Here is a 16,091-nt window from a genome sequence, read left to right on the forward strand (position 1 = left end):
CGGGATAACGCACGTCGGGAATCCGCCGTGCCGACACCGTGCGGGGCGAGGATCGGCCGGGTCCGACCGGCCCCCCGCAGAGGAGACTCGCGTGACACGCTCGCTCACCACCCGCTCGACCGTACTGGTCCTGACGACGGCTCTCGCGGCGGTGGCCCTCGTCGCACCGGCCGAGGCCCGGGGACACCGTCAGGCCGCGGAAGGGGCCCTGCCCGTGGTGACGCCCCGTTCGGAGACGCCGGTGCTGCACGACGACGCCGAGGGCGCGAACGCCGACGCGGACGATCCCGCCATCTGGCGCGACGACGCCGCTCCCGGTCGGAGCCTGGTGATCGCCACCGCCAAGGAGGGCGGCCTGCGCGTGTACGACCTCGACGCGCGACCGGTCCAGTCGATCGCCGCGCCTCCCGCCGGGAGCCCGGAGGGGGCTCCGGGCCGCTTCAACAACGTGGACCTCGTCCACGGCCTGCGCCTGTCGTCCGGGCGCGCGGATCTCGCGGTCACCAGCGACCGCGGCCACGACCGGCTGCGCTTCTACCGCATCGACCGCGAGCGGCCCGGCGGTCCGCTGACCGACGTCACCGCTGCCGGCGTACCGGCCGTGTTCTCGCGCGACCAGGCCGAGGTGGACGAGCAGCGCACCGCCTACGGCCTGGCGACCTGGACGGACCGTGCCTCCGGAAAGACGTACGCCCTGGTCAGCCGGCGTGAGCGCACCAGCATCGCGCTCCTGGAACTGCTCCCGGCCGCCGGGGGAAAGGTCACCTACCGCACGGTCCGCACCCTGGACCTCCCCTCCGCCTTCCGGTTGCCCGACGGCACGTCGTGGTCGCCCTGCGCCGAGCCGGGCGAACTGCCCCAGGTCGAGGGCATGGTGGTCGACCCGAGGACCGGCACCCTGTACGCGGGGCAGGAGGACGTCGGCATCTGGCGTCTGCGCGCCGACCTCACCGGGACACCGAGGCTGATCGACAAGGTCCGCGAGTACGGCGTCGCCGGTGCGTACGACGAGGAGACCGAGGAGTGCGCACCGGGAGCGGACCCGGGCTTCGGGGGCGACAGGATCACCGCCGACGTCGAAGGGCTGACGCTGGTCGAAGAGGCCGGCGGTGACGGTTATCTTCTCGCGTCCAGCCAGGGCGACGACGCCTTCGCCGCGTACGACCGGCGGGCGAAGGGCGGCAACGCCTACCGGGGAGGCTTCCGGGTCGCGCCGGTTGCGGGCGGCCCGGTGGACGGCTCCGAGGAGTGCGACGGCGCGGCGGCGCTGAACGCCTCCCTGGGGTCCAGGTATCCGCGCGGACTCCTGGTCGTCCAGGACGGGCACGACTCCCCCGGTGACGGCGACCGCCCCTCGACCAACTTCAAGTTCGTGGATCTCGGCACGGTCCTGGACGCCCTCGACGGCTGAGCCCGTGTCCTGCGCACCGGCCCGGCGGCCCGGCGTCCGCGTCGGCGGGCCGCCGGGCCCGACGCGCCGCCGGCGTGGACGGGGACGGCGGGTGCGGGGTATGGGTGGGTGGCCGGAGTCTCCCGGCGGAGGGCCCGCGGGGAGACCGGCCGAGGGAGAGCGACATGGTCACGGCGGAGCACTGGATCGAGACGCTGGGGCTGGAGGAACACGTGGAGGGCGGGTACTTCCGCCGGACGTTCCAGGCCGACCACCGGCCCCGCGTCGCCACTCCGGCGGGCGAGCGCCACACCCTGACGTCCATCTTCTACCTGCTGACGCGGCGCTCGCCCGTCGGCCACTGGCACCTCAACCGGTCCGACGTGCTGCACTTCCACCACCACGGCGACCCGATCACCTACCATCTGCTGCTCCCCGACGGCGGCCACCGCACCGCCGTCCTGGGCCAGGACCCCGACCGGGGGCAGGTCCTCACCCTGGCCGTCCCCGGCGGGATCTGGAAGGCGTCCCACCTCACCCACGGGGACCACGGGCTGATCAGCGAGGCCGTCTCGCCCGGATTCGACTACGCCGACATGACGCTCGGCCGGGCGGACCCTCTGCTGCGGCTCCACCCGGACCACGGGGACCTGATCCGCCGCTACTGCGCGCCCGATACCCCCGGGGCCGCCCCCTCCCGACGCTGACCGGGTCCGGCACCCGCCCGGCCCCGGTCCTGCGGACCGGGGCCCTACGCGCCGCGGGTCGTGGTGAGGCCGGCGAGTCCGGAGATCGTCAGGACCGGGGCCAGCAGAGGGCCGGCCAGGATCTCCAGACGCTCGGCATGGCCGAACAGGACGCTCAGGCCGGCGCTGTCGAGGTATTCGACGGCCATGAGGTCGATGACCAGCGGCCCGGTGGTGGCCTCCAGGGCCGAGGCCAGGGCGTCGGAGTTGCTCATGTCGATCTCACCGACCGCTTCGAGCAGCGTTCTCCCGTCCGGAAGGGTCCGGGTGGCGAGGGTCAGCGGTGTGGTCATCAGACGATCCTCGTGTGCAGGCCGACGGTGGTACCGGCCGGGCCGGGGGTGATGGTGACCTTCTGCATCAGCGCCCGCATCAGCGTGACGCCCCGCCCGCGGTGGGCGTTGAGCTCGGGCCGCGGCGGCTTCCAGACGCCGCTGTCGACCACGGACAGGTGCAGGTCGTCCACGAGCGCCTCGGCGCGGAGACGGATCGTCTCCCCCGGGCTGTGCCGGTGGCCGTGCTCGATGGCGTTGGCGCACGCCTCGCCGACGGCGACCAGCACGTTCTGCACGGTCCGCGGCGGCAGGTCGCACTGGTCCAGCCAGGTGCGCAGGGCCCTGCGGACCGGAGCCAGTTGCCCGGCCTCCGCGGGGAAGGACATCTCCAGCGGCGCCGGGTGACGGTATATCAGCAGGGCGACGTCGTCGTCGTAGCCCCCGGCGGGCGCGAGACGTTCCATGACCTGGGTGGCCACGTCGTCGACGCTGCTCTCGCGGTACTCCTGCACCGCTTCGCCGGCCTGGCCGATGCCTTCGGTCAGCGGGCGCCTCCGGCGCTCGACGAGCCCGTCGGTGTAGAGCAGCAGAGTGGCGCGTGCGGGCACGGCGCACTCGGCCTCGGGGCGTTCGGCCCCCGGCCGGACCGCGAGCGGGAGGGACCTGCCGCCTTCCAGCAGGACCGTCGTGCCGTCCGGGTGCGCGAGGATGCCCGGCGGGTGTCCGGCGCTGGAGTACGTCAGCCGCCCGCTCGCGGGATCGAGTACGCCGCAGAACACGGTGGTGCACAGGGCGCCGGCCACACTGGCGGCGAAGTGGTCCAGGGCCATCAGCGCGCGGGCGGGGCCGGCGTCCTGCAGCAGCAGGGCGCGGCAGGCGCTGCGGAGCTGCCCCATGACGGTGGCGGCTTCCAGACCGCGGCCGACGCAGTCCCCGACCACGATCCCGATGCGCCCGTCGGGCAGGGACACCGTGTCGTACCAGTCGCCGCCGACCTCCAGGGGGCGGGTGGCCGGTTCGTAGCGGACGGCGAAGCCCCTGGGGAGCTGGGAGGGTCCGAGGATGGCGCGTTGCAGGACGAGGGCGGTCTCCCGGTGCTGGTCGATCTGGTGGGCGCGGGCCAGGCCCTGTGCGAGGTGCCCGGCCAGCAGCGTCAGCAGCAGTTGGTCCTCGCCGGTGAACGGCCGCCGCCCGCCGAGGTCGACCCACAGCGCCATCGGGCCGTGGGGGTGGTCGAGGATGATGCCGGCTCCGGTGCTGTCCACGGTCGGCGTCAGGAGGGGACCCTCCCGCAGGTCGACCAGGGCCTGCCGGCGGTCGGCGGGCAGGCGGCGCCAGGTCAGGTCCGGGTCGGTGCAGGTCAGTTCGGGGGTGTCGCCCTGGCCGAACACGGCGGCCACGACGAGGGGGGCGCGCCACAGTTCCCTGAGCTCGGACAGCGCGTCGGACAGTGCCTGCGGGAGGTCGCCGGCCCGGGTCAGGCAGGTGCTGAGGGAGGCGAGGGCGCTCTCGCGCTGGATGGCGTAGTGGTCGGCCGTGGCGTCGCGGAACGTTCCGACGGTGACGGTGCGTCCGCTGTCGGGGTCCTGCGCCTGGTTGAAGGAGGCGCTGACCCACAGCCGGTGCCCGTCACGGTGGTTGACCGGGATGGTGTAGGTGCCCTGTGGGTGGCCCATGAGCAGCGAGAACGCCTCGGCGACCTGCTGGTGGGCGTCGAGGTCGGTGGCGGCGTCGGGCCACCAGGGGTGGATGGGGGCGTAGGGCAGGTTCTCGGGGCCGTAGCCGAGGATGTCGGTGAAGGCGGTGTTGATCTCGATGACGGCGCCGTCCTCGTCGCAGACGAAGAACGCCTCCTGGAGGGAGTCCACGAGTGCGGTGCGCCAGCGGGCGTGGTGGTTGCGCAGGCGGGCCAGCTCCACGTTGGCCCGGACCCGGGCGAGGAATTCGGCGGCGGCGAACGGCTTGACGAGGTAGTCGTCGGCGCCGGCCCGCAGGCCTTCGATCGACGCTTCCTGGCCCGCCCGCGCGGACAGCAGCAGCACGGGTACGGCCGCGGTTCGGGAGTCGGTGCGCAGGGCCGCGACGAGGGAGAGGCCGTCCAGGCGGGGCATCATCACGTCGCTGATCACCAGGTCGGGGGCCTGGGTGCGGACGGCCTCCAGCGCCTGCACGCCGTCGACGGCGGTCCGGACCCGGTAGCCGGCGCCGGTCAGGAGCCGCACGAGGTAGTCCCGCATGTCGGCGTTGTCGTCGGCGACGAGCACCTGGGCCGGGGCGGCCGGCCCGCTCACGGACCCGACGGCGGTGTCCAGCACGAGCGGGGTGTCCTCGCGGCCGCCGTCGGGCAGCCACCGCAGGGCCTCCTCCACGTAGGGGGCGGCGGCGACGGGCGCCGAGGTGGCGCCGGCCGGTCGGGTGTTCGCGTCGGCGGGCGGGTGCGCGGAGCCGAGCGGGAGGCGGACGGTGAATCTGGTGCCCTCCCCCTCGGTGCTGTCGGCGCTGATGGTGCCGCCGTGCAGGCCCACGAGTTCCTGGACCAGGGCCAGGCCGATGCCGCTGCCCTCGTTGGACCGGGACCGGGCGTTCTCGATGCGGTGGAAACGTTCGAACAGCCGGTGCATCTCCCGCGCCGGGACGCCGATGCCGGTGTCGGTGACGGTGACCACCGCCTCGCCTTCCTCGGCGGAGACCCGGACGGCGACGGACCCGTCGAAGGTGAACTTCAGCGCGTTGCTGAGGAGGTTGAACACCACCTTCTCCCACATGCCCCGGTCGATGCGGACCGGTCCGGCGAGGGGCGGGCAGTCGACGGTGAAGGCGAGCCCGGCCTTGTCGAAGGCCGAGCGGAACACGCTGGCCAGCTCCGCGGTGACCGCGGACAGGTCCACGGGCTCGTACACCGCCGCCATCCGGCCCGCTTCGATGCGGGAGAAGTCCAGCAGCGCGTTGACGAGCTTGCCCAGCCGCAGTCCGTTGCGGTGGACGGTCTCCAGCTCCTGCCGGATCTGCGGGTCCTCGTCGGTCAGCCGGCCCCGCAGTTCCTCGACCGGTCCCATGATCAGGGTGAGCGGGGTGCGGAACTCGTGGCTGATGTTGGAGAAGAAGGCGGTCTTCGCCCGGTCCAGTTCGGCGAGTTCCTCGGCCCGCTGCTGCTGGGCCCGGTAGCTGCGGGCGCTGGCGATGCCCGAGGCCAGGTGGCCGGCGACCAGCTCGACGAAACCCCGGTACGCCTCGTCGAGCGGCCGGTACCGGTTGAGGCCGGCGACGAGGAAGCCGTAGGGCGCTCCGCCCTGGTGCGGCAGCGGCACGACGAGCGCCTGGGTCGGGGGTTCGGGCCACTCCCCCGTCGGCAGTCCGGTGAACGGTTCCGCGCCGAGCGGGACGAGCACCGACTCCCCGCGCGCGGCCTCCACCACGGGCCAGGGCCCGGTCCCGTCGGGGCCCAGGGTGGCGGGGGCGGCAGGGTGCCCGGCCTCGATGCCGGTCGCGTTCGCCAGCCGGGCGACGCCGTCGTCCTCGTAGAGGTAGGTGAGCGTGAAGGGCAGGTCCGCGGGGTTGTGGCCGAGCTGGCGCGCGGAGAAGGACAGCATCTCCTCCTCGGTGCGCACCACGCTGGGGTCCGAGCCCAGGTCCCGCAGCGTGGCCATCCGGCGCTCGCCGATGACCCGTTCGGTGTCCTCGCTCACCACGCAGAGCATGCCGACGACGCGGCCGGCGTCCTCGCGCAGAGGGCTGTAGGAGAAGGTGTGGTAGGACTCCTCCGGGTAGCCGGAACGCTCCACGAACAGCAGCAGGGCCTCGTCCCAGGTGGCCCGGCCGGTCGCCAGCACGGTGTCGATCCGGGGGCCGATGTCGCTCCAGATCTCCGCCCACACCTCGCTCGCCGGCCGTCCCAGCGCCCACGGGTACTTGCCGCCCAGCGTGTCCCGCCGGTAGGCGGCGTTGCAGAAGAACGTCAGCTCCGGCCCCCAGGCCATCCACATGGAGAAGCGCGAGGACAGCAGGATGCTCACCGCCGTCCGCAGGCTCTGCGGCCAGCCGGCCGGCGGTCCCAGCGGGTGCGCGTCCCAGTCCACCGCGGCGAGGTCCTGACCGACCTCGCCGTCCGCGGCGAACACGTCGACCGTCGGCCCCGGCCCGTCGGCGGCGTCTTCCTTGCCCATCACTCGACACCTCTTCGTCCACGTCGGCGGCTTGGCGCAGCCGCCGGTGCTGCTGGCCGTGCTCGTACCCCGTCGGCGGGCGCCCGATCATCCGGGCCGGACACCGTGCCGGGAGGCGGCCACGCGCCCCGGCCGGAACGAGGTGGCGCGATCCGTAGGATATGACAGTCGCCCCCACCGGTGGGCACGCGGGACGGCTTCAGAGGATCAAGGAACGAGGGGTGGCGGTGACGGAGGACGTCGTGCGGCCGACCCTGGTACCGGCGCCCGCTCGCGGTGCGCCGTACGGGGTCCGCGGCACCCTCCCGGACGGGGCCCTCCACGAGGTGGCCCTCCCCCGTTGCCCCGTTCGGCGCGCCCCTCGCGGACGGCGGGCGGCACGGTCCGGGCAGTTCGCAGGCGGGCGTCCGCATGGTCCTCGACGACCTGGGCACGGGCGTCAGGGACGACACCTCCCGACCCGCTGTGCCCGCCCCCACCCCCCGCACCGCACCCGCACTGGAGACCCGGTGAGCAATCAGACCCTGACCGTGACTGCCAGGTCCCATCCGGCAGGCCCCCACGTGCTGACCGTGACCGGTGAGCTCGACTACCACACCTCGACGCGTCTTCATCAGGCGCTGGACGACGTCCCCCTCGCCCCGGGCACGGGTCTGGTGATCGACCTGGCCGGCCTGACCTACTGCGACTCGACGGGCATCACGCTGCTGGTGACCGCCTACCAGCGGGCCGAGGCCATCGGCGCCCGGTTCTCCCTGGCCGCGACCAGCCCCGATCTGCTACGGGTGTTCCACATCGTGGGGCTCGACCAGGTCTTCTCCCTGCAGCCGACCACCGAGCAGGCCATCAGCGCGCTACGGACCTGACGGTCCGGGGTACGGCAGCTATCGGGGCCCGGCCGATCGCCGGGTACGGAAGGTTCCCGGGGTACGGGCAGGTCCGGGCAGGACGGGTTCCGGGGGCGGGCGCCCCGGCCCGTGCTCCCTCGGCGCCCCTCCCGCGGAGCGCCCCGGCTCTGGACGCCCGTGCGCGCGGGGGCGCTCCGCGGCGGGCGGCACCGGCGCAGGACCGCCGTCGCGGGTGGGGGTGATACTGGACCGGGACGGGCGCGCCGCCTCCGGGTGGGCCGGGGCCGCCGGGGATGCGCCGTCGTCGACGCCTGTGAGGGGAGCCGTTCATGAGCACGGCGAAGGATCTGTTCATCATCGCCCTGCGTCCCGGACCGCACGAGCCCGTGGGGCAGGGGGACCTGTCGCTGGCACTCGCCGGGGCCGAGTTGATCGATCTCGTCGGGGCCGGGGCGGTGACCGTGGAAGGCGACCGCATCGTTCCGGGCGGCGCGCGGGTGCCGGGCGACGACCGGCTGCTGCGCGAGGCAGCCGCCGCCGTCATCGCGCAGGAGCCGTACGAGCGGATCGAGGACTGGCTGTGGCGCCGGGGCCGGGACCTCGCGGCCGGCTACCAGCAGGTCCTGGAGGAGGACGGCGAGCTGACGCGTAAGCGGAGCGGCTGGTCACCTTTCGGCCCGGAACGCGTGGAACCGGTCGGTACGGCGGCGAGTCGCCGAGCGGCGGACCGCTGGGCGCAGGGGGACCCCGTGCTGGCCGAGCTCGCGTCGGCCGTGGGCTTCGACGGCGGACGGACCGAGGACGGCGGCCGGTCCGGCGACGGCGGGGACGACGGGGCGCGGACGGACGAGGGGCGGGCCGACGACGACGACCGGGGCGGCGACGGGGCGGCGACGAGCGTGCTGGCCTCCGTGCACGACGCGGTGAGGGAGCTGGAGGCCGTCCGTCAGCGTCGGACCATCGAGAACGCGGCCTTCGCCAACCTCTGGCGCGGCCCCTGAGCACAGTGCGGTGCGGGGTTCGCCGGCACCTTCCCCAGGGGCATGGAGCAGAGCGGCACCGCAGGCGCGGCTCCGCCTCCCGGCACGATCGGCGCACGCCCCACCGGGTCCGCCTCCCGCGCCGCCCTCCGGCTCCGGCGCCCGGCGCGGTCCCGCGTCGTTCGTCGTGCGCCCTGCGCCCCGACCTGCGCCGGGGAGCGTGTCGGAGACGACGGCGCGCGAGCCTACGGCCCGGTGCTTCCGCACGCCCTCGCGGGGGTGATGACGGCCGTCCGCCGACTCGCCGACGATGAACTGCGCGGTCGGCGGGGCCGTCGTGGTCCCGGCGGTCCCGGTGTGCCGGCGGGCGGTGCGGCCCGTGTACCGGCCGCGCGCCCGCCCCGGCCGCGCGCCGATGGCCCGTCCGGGCTCAGCGGCCGGCCGGGTCGCGGCCACCGAGGGGGAAACATGCACGGACGACGCTGGCTGGTCACGGGATGCTCCTCCGGTCTCGGTCACGCCCTGGCCACCGCGGTGGCCCGCTCCGGGGACCGACTGGTGGTCACCGCACGGAAAGCCGCCGACCTGGCGGACCTCACCGCGGCCTGGCCGGACCGCATCACCGCGGTCCCCCTCGAACTGCGCGACGCGGCCTCCTGCGAGGACGCCGTGCGTACGGCGGCCGACCGCCTCGGCGGCATCGACATCCTCGTCAACAACGCCGGGGCCGGTCTGTTCGGCGCCGTGGAGGAGGTCTCGGACGCGGAGCTGCGGGACCAGTTGGAGACCCTGGTCGTCGGCCCCTGGCGGCTCACCCGCCTGGTGCTGCCGCTGATGCGCGCCCAGGGCCACGGCCACATCCTCCATGTCTCCTCGATCGTCGGCCGGACCGCGTTCCCCGGGCTCGGCGCCTACACCGCCGGGAAGCACGCGCTGGAGGGCATGGCCAAGGCCCTGGCCGCCGAGGCCGCCCCGCACGACATCCGCGTCACCCTGCTCGAACCCGGCATGTTCGCCACGCGCTACGGCGCCTCCCTGGCCGAGGCCGGCTGCCGGATCCCCGCCTACGACGGGACGAACCGCCCGATGCTGGAGGGCTCCCGCGGCCTGGCCGCCCATCCCGACACCGGACGACCCGAGGACTTCGCCGCGCGGGTGCTCGGCATCGTCGCCGCCCCCTCGCCCACGCCCCTGCGCATCCCGGTCGGCGAGGACGCGTACGCCTTCCTGGAAGCGGCGGAGCCGGCCGACCGCGAGGAACTCGCCGCCGCCCGGATCCTGACCACGGGTCCGTCCCTTCCGTCCCTGCCCTGACGGACCGCGGGACCCCGCCGCGCCGGTGCCGTGGGCCGTGCCTGTCCCACCGACCGTGCCCGCGTCGGTGACCGTCCCGGGGTCGGTGGCCGGTGGCAGTCCGTGCCCGCCGGGCGCGCGCCCGGCGGGCACGTTCGCTCAGCCGAAGAACACGGAGCGGAGCTTCAGGCGCTCCGAAGCACCGCCGCCCGGACGCAGGGTGAAGGAGACCTCTCCCTCGCAGTCCGCGTCCAGGAAGACCGTGACCGGCGCGTCCGTGAGGTTCCTCGGCGTGTGGGCGGGCGGCACGTCGTCCGAGTCGACGGCGGGGAGGGTGATGCACTGCCCGCTGCGGGGGCTGTTGAGGAATCCGACGGCCTCGTAGCCCTCCTCGGTCTCGTAGCTGTACCTGAACTGCCCGGTGGCCGCCGAGGCCGAGTGGGGCAGGGCGACGATGAGCGCGAAAGCGCTCAGGGCGGCAGCGGCGTGGTGGCGGAGGCTCATGAGATCCCGTTCCCTGTGTGTGCGGGTGCTGGTGCCGTCCACGCTGCCGGGTTCGGCACTCCACGCTCCGCAGCGGCCCGCGCAGAACCGTTCCCCCCTCACTCCGACGGACGAGGTGGCGTCCGGCGGGGGCGCCGCTGCGGGGGTTCGGCGGGTCCGCGCCGTTCGACGGGCCGCCGTCGTGCTCGGCGGCTGCGTCACCCGCCGGGTCGGCGCGGTGCGGTGGTCTGCTAGCCTCTCGGAGGCCGTGCGAGAGATCGAGGAGGTGGTACCCGTGAACGTATCGACGTGGGTGCTCTCCTCCGGGGTCACGGTCGGGCGATAGGTCGTCGTCCGGGAGCGCCGTTCCGCGCACTCCCGAAAGGCACGACCATGCACCTCACCGCTGAACAACGCCTCGACGACGGTGTCGTCGAGCGCTCCTTCACCCTCGACGGCGTCCCCGGCATCCTCTGGACGCCCTCCTGCGCGTCCCCGTCCGCACCGGCGCCGCTGATCCTGATGGGGCCTCCCCCGATCGGGCTGGGCACCGCGTACCCACGGCTGGTGGGGCGGGCCCGGCAGTCCGCGGCCGAGGGGTTCGCCACGGCCACCCTCGAACTCCCCGGAAGCGGCGACCGGCCCCGGCTGCCCGGCGCCGAGCAGGCCCGTGCCGACCTGCGCCGCGCCGTGGAGGCGGGCGAGCCGGTGGCCGGCGGAATCGTCGACGCCCTCGTCCTCCCGCTGGTCGAGAACGCGGTCCCGGAGTGGCGGGCCGCCCTGGACGCTCTTCTGGCGCTGCCCGGGATCGGCGGTCCGGTCGGGTACTCGGGAGGCGTGATCTCCCTCGGCACCCGGCTGGCGGCGGTGGAACCGCGCATCTCGGCCGCCGTCCTGTTCGCGGGAAGTCACGTCCCCCGCGTCATCTTCGAGGAGGCCCGCCACGTCACCGTCCCGCTGCACGTGCTGCTGCAGTGGGACGACGAAGGTAACGACCGGCAGGCGGCCCTGGACCTGTTCGACGCCTTCGGCTCCGCGGAGAAGACCCTGCACGCCAACATGGGCGGGCACACCGGTGTCCCGCGGTTCGCGGGCGAGGAAGCGAACCGCTTCTTCGCCCGGCACCTGCGCTGACCGCACATCCGCGCCCCGTCCGAGCGGCCGGGGAGCGTGAGCGGCCCGGCCGGTGGGCCCCACCGGCCGGGCCGCTCACGCTGACCGTACGTCAGACCGCGCGTCAAGGCCGCTCGTCAGGGCCGGGCATCAGAGCCGGCCGCCGGGCCCGCTCGTCAGGGCCGGGCGGCCCGCGGAAGTCGGGCAGGGCCGCGGACCGACGCGATATGCTGATGCAGATAGTGCAAACGACTTGCAACTGAGGAGGGTCATGGCCACGCGGGCGACCGACGTCGGGACGAACCAGAGCGTCGAACGGGCGGTGTCGGTCCTGCGCGCACTGGACAACGGCCGCGCGGAGCTACGCGTTTCCGACGTCGCCGAACTCACGGGGCTCGGATCCTCCACCACCTCGCGGCTGCTGTCCACCCTCGAACGGCTCGACATGGTGGAGCGCGACCCGGTCAGCAATCTCTACCGGCTCAGCCTCGGCATCCTCCCGCTCGCCGCGACCGCCGCCAACCGCGACCCGGTCCACCGGGCCGCGCGCATGGTGCTCCAGGACCTCGCCACCCGGACCGGACTCGGGGCGAACGTGGCCGTCCGCCGGGGCGCCGAGCTGATGTTCCTGTGCAACTTCGAGGGAGCCCGCGCCCCCAAGTCGTACACGCAGGCCGGACACACCGCGCCGCTGCACGCCACCAGTATCGGCAAGTGCCTGCTGACCGGCCTCACGCCCGGTCAGCGCCGCGAACTGCTCCCCGAACCCCTCGCGGCCCACACCGACTTCACGACCACGGACCACGACCTCCTGGACGCCGAGATCGACGCCGTCGCCCGCTCCGGCTACGCCGTGGAGGCCGAGGAACGCGCCCTGGGGCGCGCATCGCTGGCTGCACCGGTCCGTGACGCCTCCGGGGACGTGGTGGCCGCCATCTCGCTGTGGGGCCCGACCTCCCTCCTCGGGGACCAGACCGGCGGCGAGGGCCAGCGCGCGGCGCTGATCCGCGAGGTCATCGAGGCCGCCGACGCCATCAGTCAGGCCCTGGGCGCGGTCTGAGCGCACGCGGGGGCCGGCACGGCGGCGGGGGGACCGGAGGCACGGGCGGGGCGTGACCGAGGACCGTCCCGGTCCCTTCGGCCCCGATCCGCAGGACGTTCGCGGGGACCTGCATGACGCACGTAACACACCCTCCGGAGCGTTCCCGGTGCACAATCGCAGATACTCGGCCGGGCACGGGCCCGTCGACAACTGTCGTGCCGGTACGGCGATTTGCCGGACCGGAGGCGACTGGCGCGGCGGCGGGCCCGGCGGTCGCCGCCGCGACGGCGACCCACCGCCCGGCAGGCGTGATCGTCGGGACCGTTCCTGATGTACTGATCCGCGCCTGTGGACGAGGTCTGGTGCGGCCCCCCGGAGAGATCCGGGGGGCCGCACCAGACCTCTGCCGTGTCATCGTCCGTGCACAGTGGTCCATGAAGGAGTCCCTTTCATGCTCATCGGAGTGACCCGCGAGCCGTCCGGGGAAACCCGGGTGGCCGCGACACCCGCGACCGTCGAAAAGCTCGTCGCCCTCGGGTACGACCTGGTGATCGAGGCGGGGGCGGGCGCGTTGTCCGCCTTCCCCGACGCCGCGTACGCCGGGGCGGGAGCCACCGTCGGCACCGCCGAAGAAGCGTGGAGCGCGGACATCGTCCTGCGTGTCAACGGCCCGTCCCCGCAGGACGTCGACCGGCCGAAGGACGGCGCCTTGCTGGTCTCCACGCTGGCGCCGGCCCTCAACCCGGAGCTCGTGGACGCCCTGGCCGAACGGGACATCACCGTGCTGGCGATGGACGCGGTGCCCCGCATCAGCCGGGCCCAGTCCCTGGACGTCCTGTCGAGCATGGCCAACATCGCCGGGTACCGGGCGGTGATCGAGGCGGCCCACGAGTTCGGCCGGTTCTTCACCGGCCAGGTGACCGCGGCCGGGAAGGTCCCGCCGGCCAAGGTGCTGGTCGCCGGCGCCGGGGTCGCGGGTCTGGCGGCGATCGGCGCGGCGTCCAGCCTCGGCGCGGTCGTGCGGGCCACCGACCCGCGCCCCGAGGTCGCCGACCAGGTGAAGTCGCTCGGCGGCGCGTACCTGCCGGTCGTCGTGGACGAACAGGCCGAGCAGTCGTCCGACGGGTACGCCAGGGCCACCTCGGAGGCGTACGACAAGGCGGCCGCGGAGCTGTACTCGGCGCAGGCGGCCGACGTCGACATCGTCATCACCACCGCGCTGATCCCCGGGCGGCCGGCGCCCCGGCTGATCACGGCCGCCGACGTCGCGTCGATGAAGGCCGGTTCGGTGATCGTCGACATGGCCGCGGCCCAGGGCGGCAACGTCGAGAACAGCGTGGCGGGCGAGCGGATCGTGACCGACAACGGCGTCACGATCCTCGGTTACAGCGATCTGGCCGGCCGGCTCCCCACCCAGGCGAGCCAGTTGTACGGAACCAACCTCGTCAACCTGATGAAGCTGCTCACTCCGGACAAGGACGGCAAGGTGGTCCTGGACCTGGAGGATCCCGTCCAGCGCGGGATCACGGTGGTGCGTGCCACCGGGACCGGGCGGGGCGAGAAGCTGTGGCCGCCGCCCCCGGTACAGGTGAGCGCCGCCCCGGTCGCCGCACCTGCCAGCACGGCGGCGGTCGCGCAGCCGGAGAAGCGGCCGATGCCGGCCGCGACGAAGCTCGGGCTGGTCCTCACCGGGGTCGCGCTGCTGTGGCTGGTCATCGCCTACGCCCCGGATCCGATCCCGCAGAACTTCACCGTGCTGACGCTGGCGATCGTCATCGGCTACTACGTGATCGGCAAGGTCCACCACGCGCTGCACACCCCGCTGATGAGCGTCACCAACGCCATCTCGGGGGTCATCGTGGTGGGCGCGCTGATCCAGGTGGGTATCGGCGGTCGTCCGATCCAGGTGCTGGCCGGGATCGCGGTGCTGCTCGCCTCCGTCAACATCTTCGGTGGCTTCGCGGTGACCCGCCGCATGCTCGCCATGTTCAGCAAGGGGAACTGACATGACCGCAGCCTCGATCTCCACCGCGGCGTACCTGATCGCCGCGCTCCTGTTCATCCTCTCCCTGGCGGGCCTGAGCAAGCACGAGACGGCCCGGCAGGGGTGGACGTACGGCGTCGCCGGCATGGCCGTCGCCCTCGCCGCCACCATCGGTCTGACCGTCCACGACAGCCCGGAGCGGTCCACGACGGTGCTCATCATCGTCGCGGCGCTCGTCGTCGGCGGGGTCATCGGGCTGTGGCGCGCGCGGATCGTGCAGATGACCGGGATGCCCGAACTCATCGCGCTGCTGCACTCGTTCGTCGGTCTGGCGGCGGTGCTGGTGGGCTGGGCCTCGTACATCGAGGTCGAGCGCCACGGCCTGGGCGGCTATTCCGGTGCGCTGTTGAAGATCCATCACGCCGAGGTCTCCATCGGGATCTTCATCGGGGCGGTCACCTTCACCGGCTCGGTCGTCGCGTACCTCAAGCTCAGCGGGCGCGTCAAGTCGGCGCCGCTGGTGCTGCCGGGGAAGAACCTTCTGAACCTGGCCGCGCTGGTCGCCTTCGTGGTCCTCACGGTCCTGTTCGTGCGGGACCCCGCCCTGTGGCCGGTGATCGCGGTGACGGCGGTCGCGCTGCTGTTCGGCTGGCACCTGGTGGCCTCGATCGGCGGCGGCGACATGCCCGTCGTGGTGTCCATGCTGAACAGCTACTCCGGGTGGGCGGCGGCCGCGAGCGGCTTCCTGCTCGACAACGACCTGCTCATCGTCACCGGGGCGCTGGTGGGGTCCTCGGGTGCCTACCTCTCCTTCATCATGTGCAAGGCCATGAACCGTTCCTTCTTCTCCGTCATCGCGGGCGGGTTCGGGATCGAGGCGGCGGCCGGTGCGGGCGGCGAGCAGGGAGAGCACCGGGAGACCTCCACGGAGGAGACCGCGGAGCTGCTGGCCGGAGCCTCCCGCGTGGTGATCACCCCCGGTTACGGCATGGCGGTGGCGCAGGCGCAGTACCCGGTCGCCGAGCTGACCCGGCTGCTGAAGGAGCGGGGCGTCGACGTCCGCTTCGCCATCCATCCCGTGGCGGGGCGGCTGCCGGGTCACATGAACGTGCTGCTCGCCGAGGCGAAGGTGCCCTACGACATCGTGCTGGAGATGGACGAGATCAACGACGACCTCGCCGGCACCGACGTCGTCCTCGTGATCGGGGCCAACGACACCGTGAACCCGGCCGCCATGGACGACCCGGGCAGTCCGATCGCCGGCATGCCGGTCCTGCGGGTCTGGGAGGCGGCGAACGTGGTGGTCTTCAAGCGCTCCATGGCCAGCGGTTACGCGGGCGTGCAGAACCCGCTGTTCTTCCGGGAGAACACCGCGATGCTCTTCGGCGACGCCAAGACCCGGAGCGACGAGATCGTCGCCGCGCTCGCCGCGGTACGCCCCGCGCCCGCCGCGGTGTGAGCCCCGCACGCCCGTCCTGACGCACCTGTGCCCGGCGGGCGGGCGGCCCCGCCGCCGGGTCCGGGTGAGCGGGGACCGCCGTCGTGCGCGGGTGCGCACGGCGGCGGTTTCCGGTTCCGCGGGCCCGCCGCGCGCCAGGCCTGCCGGGCCGGTGCGCGGCGTACCGCCGTGCGGCCGGGATTCGCCCGTACGGGTCCCCTGGCTCGCCCCTCCGGCACAGTCACCCGGTGTATCGGCGCCGGGCCGGAGAGGGTGGACCGCTGGGGAGCACCCGGGAGCCGCACCGCGTGTGCGGCGGACGGATCAGGGCTACAG

Annotated in this window: 12 protein-coding genes; 9 read left to right on the forward strand and 3 right to left on the reverse strand. The window is 73.8% G+C overall.

The annotated features are described in order from the left end of the window. Positions 1-91: 91 nt before the first annotated feature. Positions 92-1,411 carry a phytase gene (locus tag Q0994_RS17925; RefSeq protein WP_299535871.1) on the forward strand — a complete coding sequence of 440 codons (1,320 nt, stop codon included), beginning with the start codon at positions 92-94 and terminating at the stop codon, positions 1,409-1,411. Between the two features lie 164 nt (positions 1,412-1,575). Beyond that, complete coding sequence (locus Q0994_RS17930; protein ID WP_299535873.1) at positions 1,576-2,097, forward strand: cupin domain-containing protein; 522 nt, start codon at positions 1,576-1,578, stop codon at positions 2,095-2,097. A gap of 44 nt (positions 2,098-2,141) precedes the next feature. Here Q0994_RS17930 and Q0994_RS17935 read toward each other — a convergent pair whose 3' ends face one another. Beyond that, positions 2,142-2,429, reverse strand: coding sequence for an STAS domain-containing protein (locus tag Q0994_RS17935; protein WP_299535875.1), 288 nt, complete (start codon positions 2,427-2,429; stop codon positions 2,142-2,144). Beyond that, a complete protein-coding gene (locus Q0994_RS17940; RefSeq protein ID WP_299535878.1) occupies positions 2,429-6,574 on the reverse strand; it encodes a SpoIIE family protein phosphatase in 4,146 nt (1,381 codons plus the stop codon). The genes Q0994_RS17935 and Q0994_RS17940 overlap by 1 nt, the downstream gene beginning before the upstream one ends. 509 nt (positions 6,575-7,083) lie before the next feature. Between Q0994_RS17940 and Q0994_RS17945 the strand changes: the two genes are divergently transcribed. From Q0994_RS17945 to Q0994_RS17955, 3 genes are all read left to right on the forward strand, one after another. Then, positions 7,084-7,440, forward strand: a complete 357-nt coding sequence (locus tag Q0994_RS17945) for an STAS domain-containing protein (protein ID WP_299535880.1) — start codon at positions 7,084-7,086, stop codon at positions 7,438-7,440. 311 nt (positions 7,441-7,751) lie between these two features. Beyond that, positions 7,752-8,423 (forward strand): GPP34 family phosphoprotein, encoded by a 672-nt coding sequence (locus tag Q0994_RS17950; RefSeq protein WP_299535882.1) that lies wholly within the window; start codon positions 7,752-7,754, stop codon positions 8,421-8,423. A gap of 447 nt (positions 8,424-8,870) precedes the next feature. Next, positions 8,871-9,716, forward strand: coding sequence for an SDR family oxidoreductase (locus tag Q0994_RS17955; RefSeq protein ID WP_299535884.1), 846 nt, complete (start codon positions 8,871-8,873; stop codon positions 9,714-9,716). A gap of 138 nt (positions 9,717-9,854) precedes the next feature. Here the strand turns inward: Q0994_RS17955 and Q0994_RS17960 are convergent, their stop codons facing one another. Next, positions 9,855-10,199: a hypothetical protein gene (locus Q0994_RS17960; protein ID WP_299535886.1), complete on the reverse strand. Its 345-nt coding sequence runs from the start codon at positions 10,197-10,199 to the stop codon at positions 9,855-9,857. Positions 10,200-10,571: 372 nt separating this feature from the next. Between Q0994_RS17960 and Q0994_RS17965 the strand changes: the two genes are divergently transcribed. From Q0994_RS17965 to pntB, 4 genes are all read left to right on the forward strand, one after another. Then, positions 10,572-11,312, forward strand: a complete 741-nt coding sequence (locus Q0994_RS17965) for an alpha/beta hydrolase (protein ID WP_299535888.1) — start codon at positions 10,572-10,574, stop codon at positions 11,310-11,312. A 250-nt stretch (positions 11,313-11,562) separates the two neighbouring features. Next, complete coding sequence (locus Q0994_RS17970) at positions 11,563-12,351, forward strand: IclR family transcriptional regulator (RefSeq protein WP_299535891.1); 789 nt, start codon at positions 11,563-11,565, stop codon at positions 12,349-12,351. 433 nt (positions 12,352-12,784) lie between these two features. Next, on the forward strand, positions 12,785-14,338 hold the full coding sequence (locus Q0994_RS17975; protein ID WP_299535894.1) for a Re/Si-specific NAD(P)(+) transhydrogenase subunit alpha: 1,554 nt from the start codon (positions 12,785-12,787) through the stop codon (positions 14,336-14,338). A 1-nt stretch (position 14,339) separates the two neighbouring features. Further along, entirely contained in the window at positions 14,340-15,776 is a 1,437-nt protein-coding gene (pntB, locus tag Q0994_RS17980; protein ID WP_299535897.1) for a Re/Si-specific NAD(P)(+) transhydrogenase subunit beta, read from the forward strand. Positions 15,777-16,091: the final 315 nt, after the last annotated feature.

The sequence above is a fragment of the uncultured Streptomyces sp. genome (assembly GCF_947488945.1).
In the GTDB taxonomy this organism is placed as follows: Bacteria; Actinomycetota; Actinomycetes; order Streptomycetales; family Streptomycetaceae; genus Streptomyces.